The following is a 24,801-nucleotide window of genomic DNA, read 5'->3' as shown; positions in this document are numbered from 1 at the left end:
GTGATGATGGCACCGACCCTCGATGCCATCCCACCCGTGCGCAACGGTCGGCGGGGCCGGCCGCGACACCGCCCGGACAAACTGCACGCCGACAAAGCCTACGACGCTGAACCGCGCCGACACGAGTGCCGGGCGCGTGGGATTGTACCGCGCATCGCACGCCGCGGCATCGAGAGCAGCGAGAGGCTAGGCCGGCATCGGTGGGTGGTGGAGCGCACGCACGCTTGGTTCAATCGCTTCCGTCGGCTGCCCGTGCGCTACGAGCGACGTGCAGACATCTACGAAGCCTTCACCAGCCTCGCTGCCAGCCTCATCACACTCAACCAGATCAGACGGTTCTGTTAGGCGCTCTTAATCTCGGCGCTTCGGTGGACGGTCCGGTAAACGAGATCGATCGCCTCAGAAATTTTGAGCTGACGCACCGTGCGGGCCAACCTCGGTCGGATTTGCGGGCGTCGATGTGGACAATTGCGGGCGAACTGTCCCCTTTGCATCACCTCGGGATGGCTGCGCCTGGCGGGGATCGTCCGCAACAACCTGCGCGGGGTCTCGGCCGCGTTCCCGCTGGGATGTCTCACCGCCGTCACGGGCATCTCGGGCTCCGGCAAGTCGAGCCTCGTCAGCCAGGCCTTGCTGGACCTCGTCGGCGACCGCCTTGGCAGGCCCATCGACACCAACGACGAGCCGGAGGATCCCCTCGACGAGGCGCCGGGCCCGACAGAGGGGCGCATCGTCGGCGGCCTGGACGGGGTCCGGCGCTTGGTCCAGGTCGATCAGAAGCCGATCGGGCGCACGCCCCGCTCAAACCTCGCGACCTATACCGGCCTGTTCGACGCCGTCCGCAAGCTGTTCGCCGCCACGCCCGAGGCACTCCGGCGCCGCTACGACGCCGGCCGCTTCTCCTTCAACGTCGCCGAGGGCCGTTGCCCGGCCTGCGAGGGCGAGGGCTTCGTCAGCGTCGAACTCCTGTTCATGCCGAGCGTCTACGCCCCTTGCCCGACCTGCCACGGTTCCCGCTACGCGCCGGAGACGCTGACGGTCACCTGGAACGGGTTGACCATCGCGGACGTACTCGGGCTGACCGTCGAACGCGCCTGCGCGGCCTTCGCGGACGAGCCTTCCGTGCTGCGCCCGCTCGCCGTGCTACGGGATCTCGGCCTCGGCTACCTGCGCCTCGGCCAGCCGGCGACCGAACTTTCCGGCGGCGAGGCCCAGCGCATCAAGCTCGCGACCGAGCTGCAGCGGGGCCAGCGCGGCGGCACGCTCTACGTCCTCGACGAGCCGACGACTGGGTTGCATCCAACCGACGTGGATCGCCTCATGCTCCAGCTAAACGGCCTGGTCGATGCGGGCAACACGGTCGTCATGGTCGAACACGACATGCGTGTCGTCGCGGGGGCCGATCACGTCATCGACGTGGGGCCGGGCGCGGGAAGCCTGGGTGGCACTGTCGTGGCGGCCGGCCGTCCCGTGATCGTGGCCCAGACGCGGGCGAGCCGCACGGCACCCTATCTGCGGGAGGAGCTTGAGGCCCTCGCCAAGGCAGGCTCGCAACCCTAATATCCCTGATGGACCGTCGACCCGGAGCCTGCGCTCGATCGGCAGCGGAAGACGGTGACGGCAGCCAGAACGACAGACCCAGACTGGTCTGCCCCCATCTGGTGGCCCAGGTTCGAAGTTAGTGCATCGTCGGGGTGGAGTTGACCCCGTTTGTGGTCCACGGCCTATGCAAGTTCTCGGGCTGTGACAGCTTGGTCGGCGAAGGCTCGGGGCGTCAAGCCGCCCAGGGCTGTGTGGGATCGATCTTCGTTGTCGTGGCACCTCCATTCCTCTATGCGGTCGCGGGCATCAGCCAGCGACAGGAACCACGAAGCGTTCAGGCATTCCGCTCGGAGGCGGCCGTTGAACGACTCGATGTAGGCATTGTCGGTCGGCTTGCCCGGTCGTGAGAAGTCGATCTCGACCCCGTTCAGGTAGGCCCACTGGTCGAGCATGCGGCCGGCGAACTCCGGCCCATTGTCGACCCGCAGGCTTTTGGGTCTTCCTCTCAGCTTGACCAAGGCGTCGAGCGCCTCGGTCACCTGGAAGGCGCGGAAGTTGGCTCTCGGCGTGAGTGAGAGCGCCTCTCGCGTGTGGCAATCGACGACGGTCAGGAACCGGAACGGACGTCCATCGAAGATGCGGTCGGACATGAAGTCCATCGCCCAGACCTCATTGGGTCCACCGATTGCCGGTCGCCCCTGGCGATACCGCCAAGACCGCTTGCGCTTGGGCAGCTTGGACCGGATCGACAGCTCCTCGTCCCGGTAGATCCGTTCGGTGCGCTTGTGATTCACGGCCCAGCCCTCCCATCGCAACAGGATGTGCAGCCGCCGGTAGCCGTAGCGGACCCGTGCTGCAGCGAGCTCCTTCAGCCGCATCCGCAACGCGCCCTGCGGGTCAGGGCGCTTGGTATAGCGCGGGGACGAACGGCCGAAGCAGATGGCTTGGCAGGCCCGACGCTCGCTGATGCCGTAGGCCACCTGCAGGTGACCGAGGACCTCAAGGCGAATAGCGGGCCTCACCACTTTCGCTTGAGGACGTCCTGCAGCATGGAGCGGTCCAGCGTTAGGTCGGCCGCCAGTCGTTCCAGCTTGCCGTTCTCGTCCTCCAGCTGCTTCAGCCGCCGGATCTCCGGCACGCCCATGCCGACGAACTGCTTCTTCCAGTGTGAGACACGTCGGCTCGGATACACCCATCTTCCGGCAGACCTCGTCCACCGTCGCGCCGTTCTCCGCCTGCCGGAGGGCGAAGGCGATCTGTTCGTTCGTGAAGCGTTTGCCAGGCATGGCATCCACCCTCCTTCAGGGTTCAGGATGCCCGAAAAACTTGCGTTCAACGCGGACCAGTTTGCTGGGGCAGGGTCAAATAGATGCCGCCACGGTCACGGTCTGACCGATAGCAGCCCGGCGACATGGCGATGCGGCATGCGCGGGCGAACCTTCCTGTCGCCGCAGCAGCGGAGCGCCATCCGATGCGGAAGTCGCATGACGCCGGCGGATGATAGCCCCGGATGTCAGACTCCGCGATCTAGCTCGCGGTGGATTTTCGTCGCAAGCTTTTGATTGCAAGTGCAAGCCCGTCCAATGACGAGGATATGTCGACTCTGGGCGATCCGTCTGTTTTCCAGTAATGGATCTTTACGGTGCCCTTATCACGGATTTGGCGCATCATCGTCGGGTCGACCGGCAGAAAGCCGACGCACAGGCTAGCGTCGCAGTCGGGGAGACGAATCACCGTTGCAGCACCCCCGAAATTCAGCGTGACGGTGCGGGCGGGGACGCCCGTCACCGGCGCGCGCACGACGAAGACCGGTTCGCCTGACGCTGTGGCAGCGATTGACCAACTGAAAACCAGGTTCCCGTCCGGGGCAGCGATCGATTGGACGATGTTGCAGACCTGACGGCCTTTCGACTCGTCGCAGATCAATGTCCAAGTCAGGAACCGTTCGAGGACGCGGCGAATGCCTGGGCTGACCGGGGCCCCGTCGACGGGCTTCACCTGATAGGGCAACGCGGCGGACGGTAGCTCCTCGGTCAGGCTGCCGCGCAGGGGCGACTGCGCCTGTGCCGCCGACAACAGGCCGACCCCGAGGAGGAGCGCACATGCGCATCCCGGTCGCCATGACATCCGCGGTGGCCGCACGCTGGGCACCTCAGTTCAGGGTGAAGCTTGCGCCGGCGCCGATGCCGAAATCGCGGCCTGCGGCGACACCGGTGGCATTCACCCGGGCCGTGCCGTCCGGCAGGGTGTATCCGACGCCGAAGGACGCAGCGGCCTCGCCGCGCCAGGCGCCGCCACCGGCGGCGACGCTGAGCTTGCCCGGCCGGTCGTCGAAGCGGAGGGCCGCGGCGGCCAGCCCGATCGCCGCTCCGCGCCGTGCGTCCGCGCGAACCTCGCCGACTTGTCGATTGAGATCGAGCAACTGGCTGCCGAAGCTGCTCATCTGTTTCTGCAGGGGGGCCACGGCCGCATCAGTGTAGGCGGCGCTGGCGGCCGAAGCCACTGCGACGCTCCGATCGGTATAGGCGTTGGCGTCGGCTTTGGCCTGTGCCACCTGTCCGGTGTTGGCGACATCGGTGGCCAGCACACCCGCCGCGACGTTGCGGATCATCACCGGCTGGTTCGGATCGCCGCCAGCCAGTGTCATCGACTGACCGCGGCCGCCGGTGGAGGGGTCTACGTCGTATCTCACCCCGAAGGTGTCGACGGCGCCGAGGGCTGCGCCGACGCTGGCGTAGGTCTGGCCGCCGATCGTGTAGCTGGGCGCCGTGAAGCCGCCATCTGCCGTGAAGCGAGCCCCACCACCCAGCGCACCCGCCAGGTTGCCACCCAGAGCGCGCACTTGGCGTAGATTCACCGCGTCGGTGTCCTGCGTTCCGCCGGCGACATTGGTGATCTGGCGTTCGCCGCCCTCAAACCCAACCGAGATCGCCCCCTGCGTCGAGTTCACCGCGGCTCCCGAGAAGGCTTCGGCCGCCCCCGCCATCCCGGCTCGGCTGGCGACCGAACCGGCCCCGAGGGCGACGCCCCGATCGGCGTTGGCTGACGCCGCAGGACCGATCGCGACGGAATCGGCGCCGAGGGCCTGAGCCGCAGCGCCCGTGCTCCGCACGGCCACATAGCGGCTACCGTTGGTGCTGAGCGTCGTCACCGCCGCGTTGAGGCCGCCGAGGGCGCCACCGACGGTGTTGTAGGTCGCCCCCTGGATCGCATAGCTGGGCGCGCGCAGCGTCCCGTCGCCGGCGATCCCAGCGCCGCCGCCCAGAGCCGAGGCCACGGAGGCGCCGACCGCGTAGATCTGGCCGCCGTTGATCGCCTGCGTGCTGCCGGCCGCGATTTGGCCTGTGCCGACCCCGGTCAGCGTGCGCGCCGTGCCGTTCTGGTCGGCGATGGAAACCACCGTTCCGTCCGTGGCGCCGCCGATCGAGATGGCGCGCGAGGTCGGGTCTTGTCGCACCAAACCGGAGGTCCCGTTCTGCAGATCGGTGACGCTGTTGCTGACCGCGTAGAGCTGACCGCCGTTGACCGCCTCGGTCGAGCCTACTGCCACCAAGCCCGACGCGACACCGCGCAGGGAGACGGCCGTGGTGCCACCCTTGGCGAGATCGACGACGTTGGTCGAATTGCCATTCCTATCTGGCACGTATTGAACCGCGAGGTTGTTGCTCGCCGCGAGGGCCGAACCGACATCGCGGTAGATCTGGCCACCGACGCTGTAGCTCGGCTTCGTTAAGACGCCCGTAGCGTCGTAGCCCGCGCCGCCGCCCAGCGCGTCGCTGGTCGCCCGGAGCTGACCCAGCGTCGCGGCGTCACTGTCGCTGGTTCCGACGGCCACGCCGGTCAGGCGGCGGGCGCCGTCGGTCCCGGTGAAATCGACGGCGTTTCCATCGGTGCCCTTCCCGACGCTGATGGTGCGGGTGGTCTGATCCTGCTGGACGAGACCGAGGCTGCCGTTCTGGAGCGCAGCGACCTTTTGGTTGGTCGTATAGAGTTGGCTTCCATTAACGGCATCCGTCGAGGCGCTGGTGGTGATATCGCCGGGGCCGACATTGTGGAGAAGCACCGTCTGGCGGGCGTTCGAACCGACCAGCGTCACGTCGTTCGACGGAACGGCCGGGTTCGCGACGGTCGGGCTGCTCGCGGTCGAATAGCGCAGCGGCATCTGTGACAGGGCCACGGCGCCGCTATCGGTCGTCGCCGGAGCCAGGCCGGTGATCGAAACGGCTGATCCGAGGTCGCCGCCGCGGGTCAGGTCGATGCTCGCCAGACGCTTTCCGCCACCATCCGTGTCGTAGCGCAAAGCCAGGCTGTCGATTGACCCGACGAGATCCGGGATCGTGCTGTAGTTTCGTTTCGCGTAAGAATATTTTGGCGGCGTGTAAGTGTTGGTCGCCTGGTCGAATGAGCTTCCGAGCGTGGTGCCGAGGGTGTTGCCGAGGCCCCTGAGCTGACGCACGTTGACCGCGTCGGTGTCTTTCTGGCCACCCGCAACGTTGGTGATCAGGCGTTCGGTCCCGGAATCGCCGACCGAGAATTCCGTGTTGGCCGAACTCAGTGCCGTTCCGCTATAGGCCTCCGTGCCGCTGATCGTTCCGCGCAACGCCATGGTGTTCGAGCCGATCGCGACCGCCTGTTTCGACGACGCCTTGGCACCGCTGCCGATCGCTAGCGCCGAGCCACCCTGGGCGGACGTGTTGTCACCGATGGCGATGTTGCTGACCGTCGAATTGGCGCCTTTCTCGCCCGCGACCGAGAGGCGGCCGATGGCGAGCGCATCCTGGCCATAGGCACTGGCGATGAAGCCTTGCGCGAACGAAAAGTCACCCACGGCATAGGATTGCCGCCCGAGAGCGATGGCGATATCGCCCGATGCCTGGTTGCCGGTGCCCAGCGACAGCGTCGAACGGCCATCCGCCGTATTGCCATAGCCGATCGCAACGCCGTACGCGCCGTTAGCGGAGTTGCTCGTCCCGATCGCGGTCGAGTTGTAGTCCGGGTTGCCCGCACTGTTGTTGTAGCCAACCGCCACACCGCCGGCAGCACCGACTGTCGATCGCAGTCCGATCGCGGTACCGGACGGGATCGAACCCGCGTCCGATGTTTCGTTGGGCGGTGCCGTGCTGCCGTTGGAGCCGCTGGAGAGATCGCCGCCCGCGGCGGCACCGCTGATGCCGGCGCCACTGCGGTCTCTGTAATTGATGATCCCTTGCGCTTTCGTCGCCGACTGTGCCTTTGCGCCGGAGCCGATTGCGACGGCGCCGGCGCCTGTTCCGCTCGCGCCCGAGCCGATTGCCGTCGAGTCCGCACCGCTGCTCGTGGCATTGTACCCGCCGGCAAACGAGCGGTCGCCGCTGGCTGTCGCTCCGGGCCCGATCGCTGTCGCGTTGTTATTCGCGTTGGGTGTAGATCCGCCACCCGCCGCATAGCTACTTTGCGCACGGGCTGACCCGGTGAGCATCAAGCCAAGACCGATCGCTACGGCGGTCGTAGTCAATAAGTCTCGGCGGATGCATCTTGAAAAACGCGGGTCAGTCGTATTCATGCTTCATTCGTCGAAATTGGAGACTTTATTTGCAATATCCGCGGGCCAACATTGACGGATATCGGCGCATGCATAATGATGGTATTCGGATCAAGAACTCATCAATTCGACCTATAATCACATGCCTTCTGTTGGGCATGTAGCTAACAAATACTAATAAATAAAAGGTTATTAACGGTAATCCCGCGGCGCGATCGAGGAATGATTAATCTGATTCTGACGCGTTTGGTGGCCATAACGCAGCATTGAAGGACGCGAAAATTGTCGTCTCGGACGCCATCGTCGTTGTCGCCGAGATCTCGCCCATCAGGGGTGTCGGACACCGGCCGATGTGGTGATGTCATTCGTTAAAATTCGACGCGACTCAGCGCAGCGCACTTTTGCGGGTCTCATAAGCCCGGCCGCTCGAGATTTGCCGTTGCTGATATATGCCGCGCGGTGCGGAAATCCGCTCGTTCGTGCTATCGATCTGGTCGATCAGCATGGGCTTAGCGAAGTAATAGCCTTGCGCGCAGCGGATCTGCGTCGCGCCGAGCAGGTAGGCGACCTCTTCGTGTGTTTCGACACCCTCGGCGACGACCGACATCCCGAGTGCGAGACCCAGGGACTCGATCGCCCTGAGCAAAATCTGGCTGCGCGGCCGTTTGTGAATGTCCGTGATGAACGATCGATCGATCTTCAATTCGTCAGCGGTAATCTCGGCGAGGGCCGCGAGGGATGAATAGCCAACGCCGAAATTGTCGATCGAGACCCGCGCCCCGACAGCCCGGATGCAGGGAAGGACTTCGCGCTGGAACAGTCCCTTCGTGAAGAATGCCTCCTCGGTGAGCTCGAGCACGAAGCGGCTGGCCATGCCGGTTTTGCCGAGGGTGTCGCAAAACTGGGTCATGAATGGAACGTCACACGCCTGCTTGGCGGCGATATTCAGGCTGATCGAGACGCCGGTCCCGAATATGTCATCGATCACCGGTATGCTACGGATGGTTTCCGAAAGTACCTGAAGCGTTATCTCGTTAATCAGTCCTAGTTCGATCGCAAGACCGATGAAATTGCCCGGGGTGTGGATCGTCCCATGTTCGTCTCGCCACCGCAGCAGCACCTCGACGCCCAGCACCGTGTGCGTGCGCATGTCGACCTTCGGCTGGAAGGCGCAACAGAAGCGGCGGTCGCGAATGGCAAGGCGCAACCGCTGCTCGACCGCCATGCGCGCCGTAGCGGCGTGGCTCATGGTCTCGTCGAACAAGCTGACGCCCCCTTTCACGCCGCCTTTGACTTGATACATTGCGTTATCGGCTCGGCAGCGAAGAATCTCGTAGGTCGCGCCGTGATCCGGGAACAAGCTGACGCCGATCGACGCGGACGCGAAGATCTCATGGCCGTCGATGAAGCACGGCTGTTTCAGGCGTTCGGAAATCTCCGTTATCGCCGCGAACGTCGCAGCACGATCTGTGACCGGATTCAAGAGCAGCACGAATTCGTCGCCGCCGACGCGGGCTAGCATGTCACTGGCGCGTAGGGCACCGCGGATCCGGTCAGAGACGCGGCGCAGCACGGCGTCGCCCGCCGCATGACTGTAGTAATCGTTGATGTGCTTGAAGTTATCGAGATCGATGAACGCGAGAGCGAACCGGTCGGTCCGACCCGCCCGTGCGACCAGCTCCTCCACGCTCTGCTCGAACATGGTCCGGTTGGGCAGGCCGGTAAGCGCATCGATGTAGGCGCGATTGATGAGATCGCGCTGGAGCCTGTGGTGGTGCGTGAAGTCGACTAGGGAGGTCAGCGTGTAGACCTCCTCGTCAACCTTCACACTCCGCACCTGAACCTCCATCATGCGCTCGCCGACCGGCTCGACGACAACCCCGTCCGGATGCGTCAGGGCCGCGCGCGGCAGGTCCCGCGTGGCCTTGGTTCCGAGCTGTTGCGTCGCGGCGTTGGCCAGAATGCACCGACCCAGGTCGTCATGGACCACGATCCCGACCGGCAGCGCCTGGAGGATGACTTCCAGCAAATTTTGCAGATGAGTGACGGATCGCTCGGTCACGGTCAGCCCTGCTGCCAGAGGGACTTGGTGGAGCGCGCGCCGGCCTCGGCCGCGTGTTCGGCGCCGTCGAGAGGACGCCTGAGCAACCGGCGATGGACTTGGTCGATGGCGCCGCCGTTGCCGTTGCCGTAGCCGCCGTCGGTGACCGGGTCGCGACCGATCCGGGTCGCGGCCGACGAATCGGTGTCGAGCCCGCTTGCCTTGTTCATGGTGGCACCGCGCCAGCGTTCCACCACCGCACCGACGAATCCCGCGCCCGCGATCGCCGCGCCGTGATCCATGAGGCGCGCGCTCATATCGTTGCGCGGCTGCCGCTCCGGCGGCAACGGGCGAAACGTGAACCGCGCCGGCATCGGCACGCCTTCGCCGAACGCGATGACCTCCCCTGTCCCCAGGGACGGAACGAACGTGAGCAGGTTCACCGCGTCTGAGACGGCGGCTGCCAGGAAGGCCTGATCGCGGTCGTTGGTCATGCGCATGGCAAACAGCGTGCTGCATTGCGACATGATCGTCGGGTCGAGTTCGGCGGGGCGCTGCGTGACGAGGCCGAGATAGACTCCGTGCTTGCGGCCCTCGCGGGCGATGCGCGAGAGCGCGCGCCGCGTCGGCGTGAAACCGATCGCACGGTCGGCTGAAGCGTAGCGGTGAGCTTCCTCGCACACGAACAGCAGCGGGATCGCGCCCTCGCTCCAGATGCCGAACTCGAAGGCGAGGCGGCAGAGCACGCACACGACGGCGTCGACGACCTCCATCGGCAACCCGCCAAGCTGCATGATCGTCATCGGCCGCTCGTCCGGCTCCAACCGGAAGAGATGAGCGAGGATCTCGCCCATCATATCGCCGCCGACATTGGCGTTCTCGAACATGAAGCCGTAGCGCGGGTCGTTGCGAATGGCCTCGATCCGGGTGATGAGGCGATGGAAGTGCATCCGCGTGACGCGGTTCTCCAGCCGCCCCATCCGCTCATCGATCAAAGCGATTAGGTCTTGCAACATGTATGGCACAGGCGTGTCGACGGTGTAGCCGGCGCTCTTGCCGTTCGAACGCTTGATGGTCTGTCGCTCACTCGCCTCCTTGTACTGGGAATACTTCAGCTTCGCGAGCGGAATCACGTCCGCCAGGATCTCGATCTCCTCGTCGATCGGAGGGCGGCCACCATAGATCACATCGGCAATCTCTTCGAGGTTGAAGAACCAGAACGGCAGCTTGAGATTGCGGGCGGTGATCACATTCGCCTGCTCGCCAAAGCAATTGGCGTACTCGTTGTGTACATCGAGCAGGAAGATACGAACCTTCCGTTGCGCGCGCATGACCTGATCGAGGATCACGGCAACGCCGCTCGACTTCCCGACTCCGGTCGTTCCCAAGACGGCGAAGTGCTTCGAGAGCAGATCGTCGATCTTGATGCAGGCCGGCGTATCCGGATCCTGCACGAGCGTACCGACGGCCACGACGTTCGAGGCGGAGACTTCGTAAACCACCCGAAGGTCTGCCGGAGCGAGCAGGCTAACGCCGTCGCCGATGGCCGGATAGCAGGAGACGCCGCGGCGGAACCGCTTTGCCCCAGCCTCGACGACGAACTCGCCCAGCAGATCGAGGCTGGCATAGGCGCCCGATGGTCCACCGCGATCGCCGCCTGACGACAAGGTGGTGATGACGCCGACCAGCATGGCGGCGCCGGCCTGGATCTGAACGAAATGCCCGACCGTCGCGCGGATCTTGGGACGTCCATCGCCGCCCAGCAGCCCGAGATGGACCTTCGAACCATCGATCGACGTCACGAAGCCCATCTGCGCCATAGTAGTTTCGAGGCGTGTCGCCACGTCGCAGTTCAGCATCAGGCGTGTCCTCGAGCTCAGAATTTGCCCGGATCTTAGAGATGCCCTGCTTTAATATTTCCACTACGCGGAAATATCGCCATCTTACTGGTTAATAATTTATTGTTTACCCTGTTCTTCGTTGCTTATAGGCCCGCGATCAAGCATCTTCCTGACAGTCAAGTCGTGATCTACGTCGCATATTCTCGCCGTGTATGCAAAATTGCCGATCAAGATATCAATATATACGCTATAGAAATGCTTTGGTCGCTAATTCAATTCGTCATTGAATCGCCATCGCGAAGGATTCGAGTCTCATTATAAAATTTATTGATAGATCTCGCTCACGCACGCTGTATCCGAGGTGCCTTGGAGGTGAAATGGCTGGGATCAATCTAGTCCGTCGGGTCGGCGCCACAGAGGGACGTCGACGAGGCGGCGGAACAGATCGACCGGTTCGGCGGCCTTGGGGGGCTCAGGTGCTGACGGCTGGGACGTACCAATGCCGCGCGACTACCACGGCGCTTGGACATTCTACTTCAAAGCCAAGGGTGGCTATTCACCAAGGTTGCAACGCAGATCCAGCTCCGTCGCGCCGAACCCGCTGCCGTCTAACAAGATATCATAGCTCGAACTTAACCACATGTCGCATGAGGTCCGCTTTTGCCTCCTTGCGCGGCGGAAGCAGACCATGTCCAGAGCACCCTAAACGACCATTCCGAATCCGACCCGACGTCGCCGTTCAGGCTATGACACGGCTTGCCTGTGAGCGGAGGCTGGATCAGTGCCCACGTCATCACTCGCCACCGTGCAGGGTCCGGCCGAAGAGCGCGAGCATTGCGCCCCAGCCACGCTCTGCGGCGGCGTGATCGTAAACTGGAAAATCCGGCATCATCCAACCGTGCGCGGCCGGATACGTTTGCGTCGTATAGCGCACGTCGGCCTCCGTCAGAGATCGCTGCAGCCGCTCAGCCATCCCAGGCGGGTAGCTGCCATCGTTCTCCGCAGCGCCGATGTAGACCTCCGCCTTCAGCTTCGGCGCGAACAGGTGGGGGCTCATGGGCGCATCGGTCGCGAGATTGCCCCCGTGAAAGCTCGCGGCTGCCACGAACCGCTCGGGGTAGGTTCCCGCTGTGGCCAAGGCCATGCCGCCGCCCATGCAAAAGCCCACCACCCCGACCTTGCGACCTCTGACGTCGTCGCGCGTGGCGAGGTAAGCGAGCATGGCCTCTGCATCTTCCGCGGCCTTAAGGGGACCGGTTGTAGCCATCAGCGGCCCGAGGAGGGCACGAAAGTCACCTGCGAACACCTCCTTGGGTACGAATGGCCCGTAGGGTCCGTAACCGTAGAAGAGATCCGGCAGCAGGACGATGTAGCCAGCGTCAGCGAGCTGCTGTGCCATGTCGAGCATCACCGGCCTGATACCACCAGCGTCCATGTAGAAAATCACCGCGGGCTATGGTCCGCCGCTAGCAGGGATGACGATGTCCGAAGGGCAATCACCATCGCGCGTCCGGATCGTGACTTGCTGGTTCGGCATGGGATGCTCCTCGGCCGGACATCCACAGCGTCCGCTTCGAATCACTTACGACCGCCAGCGGATCGACTGCAAACTACCGAACCCAGCTGTAGACGGCTGACCCTCCTTAGGCTGGAAGCAGACTTTCCAAGGACTCGCCTTGGGTCGCGAGCCATCAGTGAGTGTCACGGCACGCCGCGTTTCGTAGCGTGCCCCAATGCGAACGCTCGATCCAAGTTGGTAGCGTCCTGTTTCGGAATGCCGTCACAGCCCGCCAAATGACCGGGATGGGCGCGAAGCGACCGTTCTGCTTCCGGAAAGCGCCACTCCCAAGCCGACGGAAGTCCAGGAAATCGTGCTTCCTGCTCGCCTCTTGCGCTTCCCTTAACGCACTGTTTTGCTTCCCTGCTCGGTAGGATGGGGAAAATGCCGCCAAGCTGCTGCGCCTGCTGCAAAGATCTGAGCACGCGCACGTTCGAAACTCGATTTTCCGACGCGTTTCCCTGTAATTTTCGGGTCGCCGGGGAAATTCTGCACGGAGACGGGTTCGCGTCCGACTGCCCGCTCCACCAGGCCTTCCTGGTGAAAAGTCAGCGTCCTGCGCTCGGCGGAAATGTCGCTGCTGGGACCAGGGCTTAGCGGCAGCCTGCACGGTCTCCCGCCTCCGTGATCACTGCTCTGCCGGCCAGTTTCGGGCTTGAATAGGCGCCCGTTCTCGACGCCAACAATGCCGTTTTCCGGCCCGCCTAGCTGACGCAGAGACCGTTTCGCACCCCGGCGTGAGACGCGCGTTCGCGGGGAGATCGCGTTGTCGCGGATCCAGGCAGAGCGCAACGCGGATCGGGAACCGACGGGCAGCGAGGCGCGTCGCTTGGGAGCGGGTCTTTGACCAACGGTGGCAGCCTACGGTCCGAGGCGACGGCCCCTCCGCCCCATGGCAGCCCAGCCGCGTTGCTCTTCGCCACGATGTTCCCCCAAGCCGCCTTGTCCATACTCAGCCTCGCGCCATAGGTCATGACAGGGGCGGTCACGCACAGCTACGGCATGCCCGCCGATCTTAAGGGGTGATGCAGACCTCCTCAGCCGCGCAGCGCCAGCACCACCGCACGCTGACCCTCGCCATGGTCTACGCCGCGCTTCCTGAAGGCGAAGGGCGCCCTTACAGCGTCTCCGCTTCCGTTGGCCTGCGTCATACGCAACAGCCGACATTCGTCGCTCAGCTTTATTTAGCGGGCTCTGACCCGTCCCGATCGCGCAGATTTCGGCGATGATACTTACCTAAGACCCCTCATAACAGATCAGCTTGCAGGTCAAGGCCGTACTCGGAGTCTGAAGCAGCCTTGGTCAGATTACTTACGCAAAGAGCATTCTCAGAACTAATCCGCCCCATCAGCGTTGCCCACGATCTGGAGATCGCCAACATGATCATCGCGAAGCTCAGCGGGCTGCTCGTCGGTATGGTTTTGATCCTCCCATTCAGCGCAATCGCGGATGCTGCCCCGCTGCAGGCTCGGTATGACGTCGAAAGGTCGCGACCGTCCGACATTTTAGTCGAGTCGCGCCTTGTGGGCACAACCTGTCCCACCTTGTGCCGCCCGGCCGTGCCGCCGTGTTTATCCGGCAGCCGGTGGTACGGCCCTTACGGATATATCTGCTACCATTATCGGCCCACGGTCGGCGGCCTCGGCTCGACTTACGGAGCGCGCTGAAAACCGGGGTCATCTCCCGAACAGATCGACAGCGTTGCTGGCGCGGCTGGTCGAAGGCGGTGCGAGTCCCTGGCCGTTGGGTGAAGCGGTCTCACCAGCCGAATGGCGGCGGGGTCGGCCCGCGGTAGGCCTGCGGCGGCAGGTCGGCTGAGAGGGGCTCCTGCCGGATCGGATCCACGGGCCTCGGGGCTTCGAGCGTCGTGGCCGAGCGAACTTGGCCCGGCTCCATCAGGTAGCGCGGCTGACTGAGCGAGGCGGTGTTGGCCGAATCGGGTCTCGGCACCGCGATTTCGGGGCTCGTCGAACGCCCGGCCGCTCCACGTTGCGCCGCATTCCCGACCGGTACCGCGGTCTCCAGTATGTCGACGAGTGTCCCACTGGCGTTGACCGTCACGAGCGGTCGGCCGGCAACCACCGGAGCGACCGCTGGCGCCGTCGCGGGCTCCAGATTCTGAAGGGCCTCGGCCACCTTCGGGGCTGGACGTCGGCGTGGCTGGCGAGCAACCCGCTCCTGGGCGACCGAACCCAGACGCAGCCGTGCCAGGTCGGCGATCAGGGTGTCCGCCGAGGTGGTGAGGACCCGGCCGCAGAGGTGGACGCGTAGCGACGCCGAGACCCGCCCGGACCCCCGTCGCGCCGCGCCGAGCGGGATGCCCTGGATGTCGTCGACCCATTGCCAAGCGTAGGCGCAACGGTCGCTGAGCGCGACGCCGACGGGCCCGTAGGCATTGCGCGCCGGCTGGTTCAGGACGCGATAGGGCCTGCCCCCCAGGCTCGCGAGTTCGGCCGCGATGCCTGTCCGGGTGGGTTTCTCCAGTCTCGGAGCGGCCTGGGCGTATGCCGTGCCGATCGTCAAATCGGCCCGGTTCTCGCCGCTAGTCCCGAATCGGACCTGTTGGCGCAACCCTCCCGCGTAGCGCACCTCGTCGACGAGGACGGGGCGTCCGGCGTCGGGCAGCGATACGAGCGGCGCGCGGCGAGCCGAACCGTCCAGGGCGGTGAAGACCGCGCCCGGCGTCGAGATCTGGGCGGAGGGCGCCCGGGCGGTGTTGCAGGCAGTCAACGACAGGCTCGCGAGCGCGGCCGCTCCGACCTGCAGGACGTGGGACCGGATCCGCGTCGCCATCATCCGCTTCATCTTTCCTGTCCCTCGCCACGAGGAGTGCTGCGGGATCCCGCGGCGGCCGAATCGAAGGGACCAAACCGGTCGCTGTCGCGCGTCAGCGGCGCACGGGGCGCGCCCGCGACTGCGATCCCGACGGCTTCACCCTGGGCCAGCGTACCGACCGGTGGGACTGCTTGGGCGGCCTGCGGCGTCGCCCGGTCGAGACCGTTCCATCCCGGGAGCAGGGTAAAGCCATAGCGCTCGTACGGCATGGCGCCGACCCCCGGCACACGCCGGGCGACGAGCGGCTGGGCGTCCCGAGGCTCGCGCAGGAACTCGGCCTCGCGGCCTTTGTCGGTCAGCTCCGGAAACCGTAGGGGGTTCTCGGCAACGACGGAGATCGGGAACTCGCCGCGCTTCACCGGAAGGGAGCGGAGGGTCGCGGATGCGGGCACCGGCTTCGGCACGCGGGCCTGCATGGCAGCCGCCGGCTGCACGGAGGCCGAAGCGACCCGAACGGGATCGCAAGGGCCCGACACCTGCGAGTCCGGAGCCGGCAGCGCGAGCTCGACCACCGTCGGGAACAGCCCGTCGTACCGATTGATGACGTCGATGAACTCGCGGGTTCGCTTCAGCCGTCCGAGCGTCAGCGCATAGCCCAGCACCGCCGATTCCCGCGGCTTCCAGGCCGTGGCGCGCTGAAACCAGTCGGCGGCGGCCTCGAACTGGCAGGCGTTGTAGGCGTACCAACCGAGCGCCTGAGCGCCGTCGCCGGATGCCGTGGCGAGGACGAGCTTGGCGAAGCGGTCGAGCCGCGGGGCATCGACCGGAGAGACGGGGCTCTGGGTCAGCCGCCGCGCCATCATGTCCATGTAGAGCGCGGTGTTGGTCACCGAAGGGCCGCGCCAAGCGAAGGCGATCTCCTCGGCTTCCCGATCTTGCCCGAGCTCGCGCAGCGACAAGGCGAGGCCGGTAGCGACCCGCGCATCGCCTCCGCGGGCTATGGCCAACTTGAACCAGTCGAGCGCCTCGCGGAATTGTCGGCGCCGATAGGCGTACCAGCCCAGCAGGCCGATCTGATCGGGCTTTCCCAACTTGCGCATGGACTCGCCGAGAGCGACGAGATCGGCCGGCTCGATCCGGCCGGCGGGTTCGTCATGCAGGAACGCCGCGATGCGCGCCCGCGTCACGTCCAGGCGGATGGCCTGGAACTCACTGGTCCCGTCGGCAACAGGGTGACCGAGGGCCAGCAGCGTCTCGACCTGCGCCATCGGGAGGATGGCCATCGCCTTCTGAACGGTCGCAAGCCGCAGCGCGGATTCCGTCTGGCCAGCCAGGATGGTCCGGTAGGCCGCCGCCGCCTGTGCGGCCGCGCCGGTACGGGCATAGGCCTCCGCCACCAGCCACGCGATGTCGATGTCGAGATCGCTGAGCGCGTTGGGCGTGGCGTTGACCCGGGCCAGGATGCTGTCCCAATCGCCGTTCTGCTCGGCCGCCTCGACCTCGCCCCGCAGGGTCCCGCGGTTAAGCTTGCGCGCCAGGTCGTCGGACGGGCGCCAATCGGGCTCCACGGTTTGGCGCGCCGTGATGGCCGCGCGCAGCTCGGCGATCCGGCCCGCGGTAAACAGGTCCCACAGGGGGGCCTCCTCGGGCGGGCTCGGCTTAAGCGTGTCGAGGTCGGTCGGGACGGTCCAGTACGGATAGCGCTTCCGCAGACGTGCGATCTCGGCCTGCACGCGCTCGGTCTGGCGCTGGGCCGCGTAGTATCGCAGGCCGCTCTCGTCGACGATCTCGGGACCGGTGGACCGGCCTTCCTGGCCGCCCAGGATGACGGGCGCACGCCCCTCATCCTGCCGAACGATCGTTGCGGCTGCCTGCGCGGGGCTTCCGGCCGGCTGCGCCCGCACAGCCCCCCCGCTGCCCACCACGTCGAGGCCCAGCCCCGCTACGAGTGACAGCGCCGCACCGTGTCGCCTCAGCGCCCGAGACATGACCGGTACCTCGTGTTGGCAGCGACCAGCGCCAGGAGATGGAGCGTCGCGGGATAGTAGTTCTCGGCGGCTGCCGGCTCGGCAAAGCCCGCCGGCAGCACCGTGCCCGACGCGGCACAGGCGACCAGGGCTGCCACGGAAGCGTAACCCGGCTCCTGCAGACGACCCGTCACCTGCCCGCTCGCCGTATCGACGATCGGCAGGCCCGCGGGGTCGGGCTCCGCCCAGAGCCTGGCGAAGGGCTCGTAGGCGCGGCGGTCGGCATGCCCGGCCATGGCGAGATAGAGGGGCACCCGAACGGCATTGTACGAGAACGTCGCCGGGAAGCCCTCGGCCGGCTTTGGCGTGCCCCCGCGCATGGCGATCCACTCGGTCGGCAGCTTCGCCTCGCCGAAGCGGGCGCGCAGGACGAGGTCGAGGCCGGCGGCGTTGAGGCGCGCCCAATCGAATTCCGGTGCGAGCGCCGCAAGCTTCGTGAAGGCCGGGAACACCCAGTAAGACAGGTTCACGACCGGACCATCCACGCGGTCCTCGGCCGAGAAACCCGCCATGCCGGGCAGGAGCAGCGGTCCGCCCTCCGCCTTGAACAGAACCGTACCCTTGGCGACATCGACCGCGATGCGCCGTCCCGCCAAGCGGTATCCCTCGTCCGACCAGGCGTCGGCCGCCTCCGCGAGCGCCCAGGCCACGAGGATGTCCCCGTCGGTGGCGTCGTTGGTATCGGCGACGCCCGGGCGCTTGTCGGGCTCCCAGCGCCACGCCAAGAGGGCGTCGTTGCGCACCATCAGATTCGCGCGGGTCCAGCCCCAGATCCGCTGGAACGCGTCGCGATCACCCGCCGCGACGGCGAACAGCATGCCGTAGCCCTGCCCCTCGCTATGGCTGATCCGGCCGTTAGCCGTATCGACGACGCGCCCCTGGTCGGTCACGAAGCGGCTCTTGTAGCTCCGCCAGGCCGTCGAATCGCCGAGGGCGTTCAGCATCGGAACCGTTTCGGTCGTGCGCTCGGCGGAGGCCGGGCTCTGCGCCGAGGCGGGACCCGCGAGGGTGAGAGCGAGGATCGGCGCGGCGGCGGTTGCGAAGATGCGTTTCATCGATCGAGCTCCCGGTCGGCCCGATCGGCAGCCGGCGGCACCGTTCCGGCGCGTCCGACGCCGCGGAGCATCGCCTGCGTGCTGAGACCGAGGATGATCGCGGCGACGAAGAGCACCAGGACGAAGGTGTTCGGGTTCGTCGAGAACCAGCCCGCCAGCATGAGGCGCGTGTTCTCGAAGGTGCGCGGTACGGTCTCCAAGATCTGCGTCTGATTAGAGGTGAACGTCGTGACGCTTCCATTATTGGCGTCGAGAACGGCCACGCGGCCTTGGAGCTGGCCCCAGACAGCCGGGGTTCCGAGACAAATCGCGGCCGCCTGCAAGATCGCGCTGTTCGGCGCGGTGAACACGGTAAGGACGGAGTCGGGATCGCGGCCGGCGACACCCTGACCGACCACCATCGAGGCGCGGGCACTCACCGCGACGGGCTGGTCGCGGACTTGATCGGTCATCCATTGGGTCGCCGTGGCGATCGCCTCGTCGGCGGCACCGTGGATGCCGGTCACGATCCCGGAAACGCGGTAGGCCACGGAATCGCGCGTGCGCAGGGCTGTGGTCCAGGACGAGACGAGATCGCGCGTCTCGACATCCGGGTCGGTCCCGCGCATGCGACGCGGACCGGGCTGTGCGCTCCGCGAAGCCGAAACCGGCAGCGCGCAGGCGGGTGGAACGTCGTTGCGCAGGCGATCGATGCTGATGCCGGGGATGGCCGCAAGCGGCCCGGAGGTCGATGTCCCGGTCGCGCGCCCTTCCCAGATCTTGCGGATCTGCTCGGCGTCGAGGCCGACAGCGCGCAGCACCTCCGGATCGAGGGCGCGGGCAGGCGCGACGACCACCGTCGGCGTCCGGCGTTGCAAGGCCGATTCATTTCCGAGTTCGAACTCGATCGGACGTCCGGCCGCGATGGCCATCCGCACCGCAATCGTGGCGGCGGCCGACATCGATTCACGGTCCGGAGTCGGTACGACGAGGCGCGGGCGATGCACGGCACCGGCATATGGCAGGCCGCCGCTCGTCGTGGCCGCGAGGTCGGGAAGCCGGAGGGCGCGGGCGAGCGGCGGCAGGGTCAGGGTCGTGTCGTTCAGGAACAGGAAGCGCTTGCGCTCGGCACTCCCATCCTCGCAGGCCCGGTCCGCAGCCGACGGGAGCAGCGCGGTGATCTCGACATGGTTGCGCCCCGGACGCCAGCGACTGAGCGGCAGGGGCATGACGGCGTTGCGGAACACGTCCCCGTCGGAGCGTGGCAAGGCATTGCTGGCGACGTTGCGCCCATTCACGTCGATGATGACCTGCGCACCGAGGTCGAGACCGGCTGCGTAGCCGCCCGCCAGTGCCAGCGCGGCCTTCGCGTAGTCGGCCGGGATGAAATCCGCGGGCAAGGATACGTCGAATCCGGTGCGGAACAAGCGGCCGGCAAACTCGCGGTTCTGCACGCCGAAATGCGAGAGCGGGAGCGTCTCGCCGCCCTTCGTCTCGAGCCCGCGGGATAGAGCGAGCAGGCGCAGACCTTGCTGGCTTCCCGTCGCCTCATGGGCGGCGGTCGCGGTCAGGACGGCGGAGGCCGCATCGAGTTCCGCAGGTCCGCTTCCGGGCACGATCAGGGTCGCGGCCCGCTCGGCGGTGGCCGGGAGGAATGCCAGCGCTTGACCGCCGATCATCTGCGCCGGGTCGAAGCCGGAAAGCTCCCGCAGCTCGTCCGGCGCACCGATCACGAGGTTGAGGCCGTCGGGGCCCTTGTGCGGCGCCCCGAACTCGACGGCGACATGCGCGTAGCGGCCGGCGAGGGCGATCCGCTGCACCGCCGAAATGATCTTCTCGAAGGTTGCGAAGCCGGGCTTGCCGCGGAGGACGACGCGGATCGGCACGATGCCGCGCGCATCGGGCGTGACCGCGGGCAGGTCGCGCAGCGCGCGCACCGCCTCGACGCCCGCCGGCATCACGAGGCCGGTCCAGGTGGGATCGATCTGGGTCCAAAGCTCGTAGGTCGCCTGCATCGAGCAGTCGACGCGATGGCGCTGGACGGCCGAGATGGCGACTGCGTTGTAGCCCGGCCGGAGCACATTGGCCGGGATCTCGAACTCGATCACCCGCACGGCGCCGGGCGCGTTGATCGGCGTGCGGCCGAGGACCACGTCGTTGACCGACGCGGTCAGGACGGAGGCCTCCGGCACCACTGAGATCGCGGCGAGGTAGCCCACGCGCAGCCGCAAGCGCTCACGCGCCTGCTCGGCCGTGACGAAGACCGGCCATTGCAGCGTGCTCTCTTCGCCGCTGAGCCGAAGGCTCTCGCCGATCGCCGGCAGCGGGCGCTGCGGCAAGGGCGCGGCGGTCTGCGTCCCCGCGGTCTGAGGGGCCGGTCCGAGCGGGTTCGGCTTCGGGGCATCGGCACGGCGGGGCGAGACGCCATTCGGCTCTTCACCGGGCATCGCAAGCGCCTGCGGCGCACCGCGTCCGAGGAAGCTCTGAGCCTGCGCCGACGTGATCGGGCCGAGGACCAGATGCGCCGCCAGCAGAGCTAGCACGCCCGCCGCGCGAGGCTGCCGTATGGCCCCGCCGAGTCCGAGAGGGGAATGCATCTGAGCCATGGTCTCAACCGGCACTGGGTTGGGGCGTGGCGCCGCGGTCGGCAGCGCGCCGACGATCGCGCGCCAGCGCGGCGTTCTCGACGTCGAGCATCAGCCGGAGCCAGCTCGCGGTGCCATCCTCCGGCTCGGCCTCGGGCTGTCTGGCCCGCGCCGGAGGCACGGGTGCAACCGTGTCGACGGGCCCGGCCGCGTCGGGCTGCCCCCCATCCACGAGGCGGCGATGCAACGAGACCGAGCGCGGCAGGACGATCTCGGCCTGCGGAACATCCGCGGGCTGTTCGGCGGGACGGCCCTTGAGCAGGCACGCTGCTGCGCGGGCCGGCCCGACGATGCCCCACAGCACGAACTGGAGGGATCCGGCGAGCAGGTTCTTGTGCTTGCGGCGGCGCTGCTGGAACCGGACCATCGCGTCGGCGTCGCTGTACATCAGTTCGGCCAGGACGAAGTACGCGTCCGTCGGCAGGCGTTCGAAGTCCAGCTCGCAAACGGTCTCCTCGCCCGCGGCGGTCATGCCGGTGAGCCGCACCGGAATCGCCGCCCGCGCGACGTGGGACGGGAGCCCCTCGCGCGGGGGCACCGAGAGCGCTCCGACATTGCTGTCCGTGCTGCGCCGCATCGGTACAATCGCGTCCATGCGGATGCGACAGCGCTCGCCCGAGATGCGCTCGACGGCGACATCGACGGCCAAGCCGTTGAGGGTCAACACCGCGCGCCGATCGACGGCGAGGGAGGGCATGCGTTCCGTCTGCGCGCGCTCGGCCGCCACTCCGAGAGCCGCGCCCGCGGTAATCAGGTTGAACCCGTTCCACAGCCCGACCACCAGCATGAGGTTGGTCACGCCCGGCTCGAACAGGTAGCGGTAGGTCGATACGCCGCCGGCTGCCAACAGGATCGCGAAGACGACGAAGAACGGCAGCGCGAGCGGCGAGAGCTGATCGTGGTCCAGGGTGACGTTCTTCGCCGTCACTTTGAATTGCGGCTTGCGCGGCGACAGGATCACGGAGGCCGTCGCCTTGATTAGAAACAGCCCCTGAACGTACTCGTACAGTTCCGAAACGAAGGGCCAGCGCACGCGGCCGTAGAGGTAGCTCTGCATCATCAAATTCACGAAGATGTAGGTCGCCGTATAGGCGATCGCCTCATCGACGTTGGCGACGACGATCTTCATGTCGAAAAAGATGTACAGCAGAGGCGCGATCATGAAGATGAGGCGCGGAACGGGAAAGAACCAGAACGTCATGCTGGAGAGATAGCAGAGCTTCTGGATCGGCTTCAGGCCGCGCTTGAACAGCGGATTCTTGAGGAGCATGATCTGGAGCATGCCCTGGCACCAGCGCGAACGCTGGCCGATGAAGTCCGAAAGCGTTTCGGGCTGGAGACCGGCGATCAACGTCTTGTCGACGTAGGCGCTGGTCCAGCCGCGTGAATGCAGCTCGAAGGCCGTCTCGCAATCTTCCGTGATGGTGATTCCGGAGAAACCGCCCGCCTCATCGAGCGCGGCGCGGCGCAGCAGCGCCGCCGAGCCGCAGAAGAACGAGCCGTTCCACTTGTCGAGGCCGCATTGGCTGATCGCGTAGAACATCTCGTTCTCGGACGGCATCCGATCGAAGGTGCGCAGGTTCCGCTCGATCGGATCCGGATTCAGGAAGGCGTGCGGCGTCTGGACGAGGAACAGTTTCGGATCGCAGGCGAAATGCCCGATCGTGTCCCGCAGGAACGATCGGAAAGGCACGTGATCGGCGTCCAGAACGACGACGATTTCTCCATTGGCGTGCCGGAGGCCATTGTTGAGATTCCCGGCCTTCGAGTGCAGGTTGCGCCGGCGGGTCAGATACGAGACTCCGAGTTCCGCGCAGAGCTCTTGCAGCGCGACTCTGCGAGTTCGCGCCTCCCGGGCCTTGTTGGGATCGGCATCGGCGCATTTTTGGTCCGTGCCGCCATCATCGAGGAGCCAGACCGTCAGCTTCTCGGCCGGGTAATCGAGCGCCTTGGCGGCCGCCAGGGTCGTCGCGAGGATGTGGCGATCCTCGTTGTAGCTCGGAACGAACACATCGACGGTGGGCAGCGCGTCATCATCGCCTGACGGGATGATCGCGCGAGCCAGCGGGTCGGCGTTCACCACGAGGCTGACCATGAGGATGTAGAAGCAGTAGACCTCGGCCGCTGCCAGGACGACGCCGGCCCCGAAGCCGAGCGCGTCGGACATGGGCGGCAGCGTGCTGGATAGGCGCCAGTACAGGTACCGAAGCACCACGAGGCTTCCGATCGCCAGGAACACCGACCGACCGAGGCGCCCGCGTCCGAAGAGCCAGAGCAGCGCCATCAACCCAATGGCACAGAGGCTCATCTCCAGCTGGATCGACGTCCCCACGGGCTGTGCGAGCAGCAAGAGGACCAGCAAGGCGCTGACGAGCCAGAGCACGCGCACAGGCATCACAGACACGGCTTCGACTCCTTGAAACGGCACATGAGAGGCATTCGGCGAACCCAATACTGGCTCGCACCACAATAAATGAAATTACTAATAGATATCTAAAATGATTGCATTAATTTCAGTATACAAGATCATCAGAAAGCGGCGCGTCCTTCGACACTGGTATAGTATCCGCCTTTTTGCACACGATCGTGTGCATAGCCGGCACCCAGGGAGAACTTCATCGGACCGACGGTGAAGCCGGTTAAGTGGGCGCCCACGCGCCATTGATTGAAGTAGGCGTCGCCCAGAAGCGTCGCCTCCGGTCCGACGAAGACGCCGTCGGCCACCGCAAAGCCGGCTTTCACCCGGACGTAGTAGGCGTGGAACAGCGTCGAGTAAGAGGCATTCGCGGCGACGAGCGTCTCGAGAGTCGGATTGAGGTAGAGGTCCGCGGCGAATTTCGCGCCGACGCCGGTGCCGGCGACCGGGTTGTTGGGGTCGAGCACGGACAGCTCGTTGCTCCGAACATTGAAGCCGACATATCCGGCGAGCGCGGCCTGTTTCCAGATCCACTCGTAGCCGAACATGGCCGTGCCTTCTTCCTGTTGGCCCCGCACCGTTCGGCCGCTCGTGGAGCCGGGATAGGAGTAGACGCCGCTCAACCCCTGGAGACGGAGGCGCGGACCGCTCTCGTTCAAGGGCGTCACGGGTGCGATCGTCGCGGTCACAACCCCGAAGGCGGAGCTGTTCGAGGTCACGGTGGCGGCCGCGTCGATCGCCACGATGTATTCGTCAGCGCCCACATCGGTCGGGGCACCAGTGTACCAATCCGCCGCCAATGTAGCCGTCGGGGTACCGGTCGCGACCAGAACGGCGACGAGGTTTGGGATGGCGGAGGGGTATCTCATCCGGGGTCCAACCTGGGGAGCGTGGCCGGCATCGCTGCAGTGCCGCGAGCCCATCAGGTGTCTTGATGGTTAAAGCAGCGTTAATACGCGGTTGAAGACTATAATCAGGTCCTCAAAAGCAACACAACCGGTGGTTGTAGTAGTATTCGCGGGAATTATATCTGGAGATTAGCTGATTTTCGTCGGCATGAAGAAGGGGCTAGGCCCAGCCCTTTAAAGGTGTTGGGATTCATCTGCACGCGAGGCGTTTTATCAATGGGATCAAGCGCTTCGAACCGCACAGCCAAGGTCCGATGGCATGCGCCCATCTCTCGCCAAGGTGACAGCCGAGAAGGCAGCGCGGCGGCAGGCGATGGGTCGCCGAGACCTATCCTTCCTTCACGGATCCCAAGTTTCCGCAGACGCTTCAGCCCCCACCCTGTCATCCCGGGGCGCCGCAGGCGAGCCCGGGATCCAGATCCGCCGACGGCGCAAGTCGTTGATCCGACACTGGTTCTGGATCCCGGGCTCCGCTTCGCGGCCCCGGGATGAC

13 protein-coding genes and 1 pseudogene are annotated in these 24,801 nt (G+C 65.9%); 2 read left to right on the top strand and 12 right to left on the bottom strand.

Going from position 1 to position 24,801, the window contains the following annotated elements:
- Both BM228_RS29780 and BM228_RS29775 read left to right on the top strand, forming a co-directional pair.
- A partial coding sequence (locus BM228_RS29780; protein ID WP_139234261.1) for a transposase occupies nt 1-345 on the top strand: 345 nt, incomplete at its 5' end.
- Between the two features lie 153 nt (nt 346-498).
- Nucleotides 499-1,560: pseudogene (locus tag BM228_RS29775) on the top strand (excinuclease ABC subunit UvrA); the annotation flags it as partial.
- A gap of 164 nt (nt 1,561-1,724) precedes the next feature.
- On the opposite strand, the gene BM228_RS29770 reads toward BM228_RS29775, so the two are convergent.
- The 12 genes from BM228_RS29770 to bcsS all read right to left on the bottom strand — a co-directional run bounded on the left by BM228_RS29770 (nt 1,725) and on the right by bcsS (nt 24,269).
- Nucleotides 1,725-2,828 (bottom strand): IS3 family transposase, encoded by a 1,104-nt coding sequence (locus BM228_RS29770; protein ID WP_244537387.1) that lies wholly within the window; start codon nt 2,826-2,828, stop codon nt 1,725-1,727.
- 241 nt (nt 2,829-3,069) lie between these two features.
- Nucleotides 3,070-3,618 (bottom strand): invasion associated locus B family protein, encoded by a 549-nt coding sequence (locus tag BM228_RS29765; RefSeq protein WP_167367867.1) that lies wholly within the window; start codon nt 3,616-3,618, stop codon nt 3,070-3,072.
- A gap of 76 nt (nt 3,619-3,694) precedes the next feature.
- The gene (locus tag BM228_RS29760; RefSeq protein ID WP_092046359.1) at nt 3,695-7,084 is read right to left on the bottom strand and encodes a YadA-like family protein; all 3,390 of its coding nucleotides are present in this window, start codon (nt 7,082-7,084) and stop codon (nt 3,695-3,697) included.
- Nucleotides 7,085-7,448: 364 nt separating this feature from the next.
- The gene (locus tag BM228_RS29755; protein ID WP_092046357.1) at nt 7,449-9,125 is read right to left on the bottom strand and encodes a putative bifunctional diguanylate cyclase/phosphodiesterase; all 1,677 of its coding nucleotides are present in this window, start codon (nt 9,123-9,125) and stop codon (nt 7,449-7,451) included.
- Nucleotides 9,126-9,127: 2 nt separating this feature from the next.
- Nucleotides 9,128-10,963, bottom strand: coding sequence for an ATP-binding protein (locus BM228_RS29750; protein WP_092046356.1), 1,836 nt, complete (start codon nt 10,961-10,963; stop codon nt 9,128-9,130).
- Nucleotides 10,964-11,738: 775 nt separating this feature from the next.
- On the bottom strand, nt 11,739-12,392 hold the full coding sequence (locus BM228_RS29740; protein WP_244537386.1) for a dienelactone hydrolase family protein: 654 nt from the start codon (nt 12,390-12,392) through the stop codon (nt 11,739-11,741).
- Nucleotides 12,393-14,261: 1,869 nt separating this feature from the next.
- Nucleotides 14,262-15,308, bottom strand: a complete 1,047-nt coding sequence (gene bcsN / locus BM228_RS29735; RefSeq protein WP_092046354.1) for a cellulose biosynthesis protein BcsN — start codon at nt 15,306-15,308, stop codon at nt 14,262-14,264.
- Complete coding sequence (locus BM228_RS29730; RefSeq protein WP_139234259.1) at nt 15,305-17,266, bottom strand: tetratricopeptide repeat protein; 1,962 nt, start codon at nt 17,264-17,266, stop codon at nt 15,305-15,307. The genes bcsN and BM228_RS29730 overlap by 4 nt, the downstream gene beginning before the upstream one ends.
- Complete coding sequence (locus tag BM228_RS29725; RefSeq protein ID WP_092046351.1) at nt 17,251-18,360, bottom strand: family 8 glycosyl hydrolase; 1,110 nt, start codon at nt 18,358-18,360, stop codon at nt 17,251-17,253. Before BM228_RS29725 ends, BM228_RS29730 begins: the two co-directional genes overlap by 16 nt.
- The gene (locus tag BM228_RS29720) at nt 18,357-20,882 is read right to left on the bottom strand and encodes a cellulose biosynthesis cyclic di-GMP-binding regulatory protein BcsB (protein WP_244537385.1); all 2,526 of its coding nucleotides are present in this window, start codon (nt 20,880-20,882) and stop codon (nt 18,357-18,359) included. Before BM228_RS29720 ends, BM228_RS29725 begins: the two co-directional genes overlap by 4 nt.
- A gap of 67 nt (nt 20,883-20,949) precedes the next feature.
- A complete protein-coding gene (gene bcsA, locus BM228_RS29715) occupies nt 20,950-23,379 on the bottom strand; it encodes a UDP-forming cellulose synthase catalytic subunit (RefSeq protein WP_092046348.1) in 2,430 nt (809 codons plus the stop codon).
- Nucleotides 23,380-23,513: 134 nt separating this feature from the next.
- Entirely contained in the window at nt 23,514-24,269 is a 756-nt protein-coding gene (gene bcsS, locus BM228_RS29710; RefSeq protein ID WP_092046347.1) for a cellulose biosynthesis protein BcsS, read from the bottom strand.
- Nucleotides 24,270-24,801: the final 532 nt, after the last annotated feature.

Source organism: Methylobacterium pseudosasicola (assembly GCF_900114535.1).
Lineage (GTDB): Bacteria > Pseudomonadota > Alphaproteobacteria > Rhizobiales > Beijerinckiaceae > Methylobacterium > Methylobacterium pseudosasicola.
The sequence above is the reverse complement of the archived record's forward strand: the minus strand, read 5'-3'. Positions and strand labels throughout refer to the sequence as shown.

Coding starts and splice junctions, on each gene's coding strand:
- BM228_RS29770 (WP_244537387.1), bottom strand. CDS start 2,828: ATGCCTGGCAAACGCTTCACGAACGAACAGATCGCCTTCGCCCTCCGG.
- BM228_RS29760 (WP_092046359.1), bottom strand. CDS start 7,084: ATGAATACGACTGACCCGCGTTTTTCAAGATGCATCCGCCGAGACTTA.
- bcsS (WP_092046347.1), bottom strand. CDS start 24,269: ATGAGATACCCCTCCGCCATCCCAAACCTCGTCGCCGTTCTGGTCGCG.
- BM228_RS29725 (WP_092046351.1), bottom strand. CDS start 18,360: ATGAAACGCATCTTCGCAACCGCCGCCGCGCCGATCCTCGCTCTCACC.
- BM228_RS29750 (WP_092046356.1), bottom strand. CDS start 10,963: ATGCTGAACTGCGACGTGGCGACACGCCTCGAAACTACTATGGCGCAG.
- bcsN (WP_092046354.1), bottom strand. CDS start 15,308: ATGAAGCGGATGATGGCGACGCGGATCCGGTCCCACGTCCTGCAGGTC.
- BM228_RS29730 (WP_139234259.1), bottom strand. CDS start 17,266: ATGTCTCGGGCGCTGAGGCGACACGGTGCGGCGCTGTCACTCGTAGCG.
- bcsA (WP_092046348.1), bottom strand. CDS start 23,379: ATGCCTGTGCGCGTGCTCTGGCTCGTCAGCGCCTTGCTGGTCCTCTTG.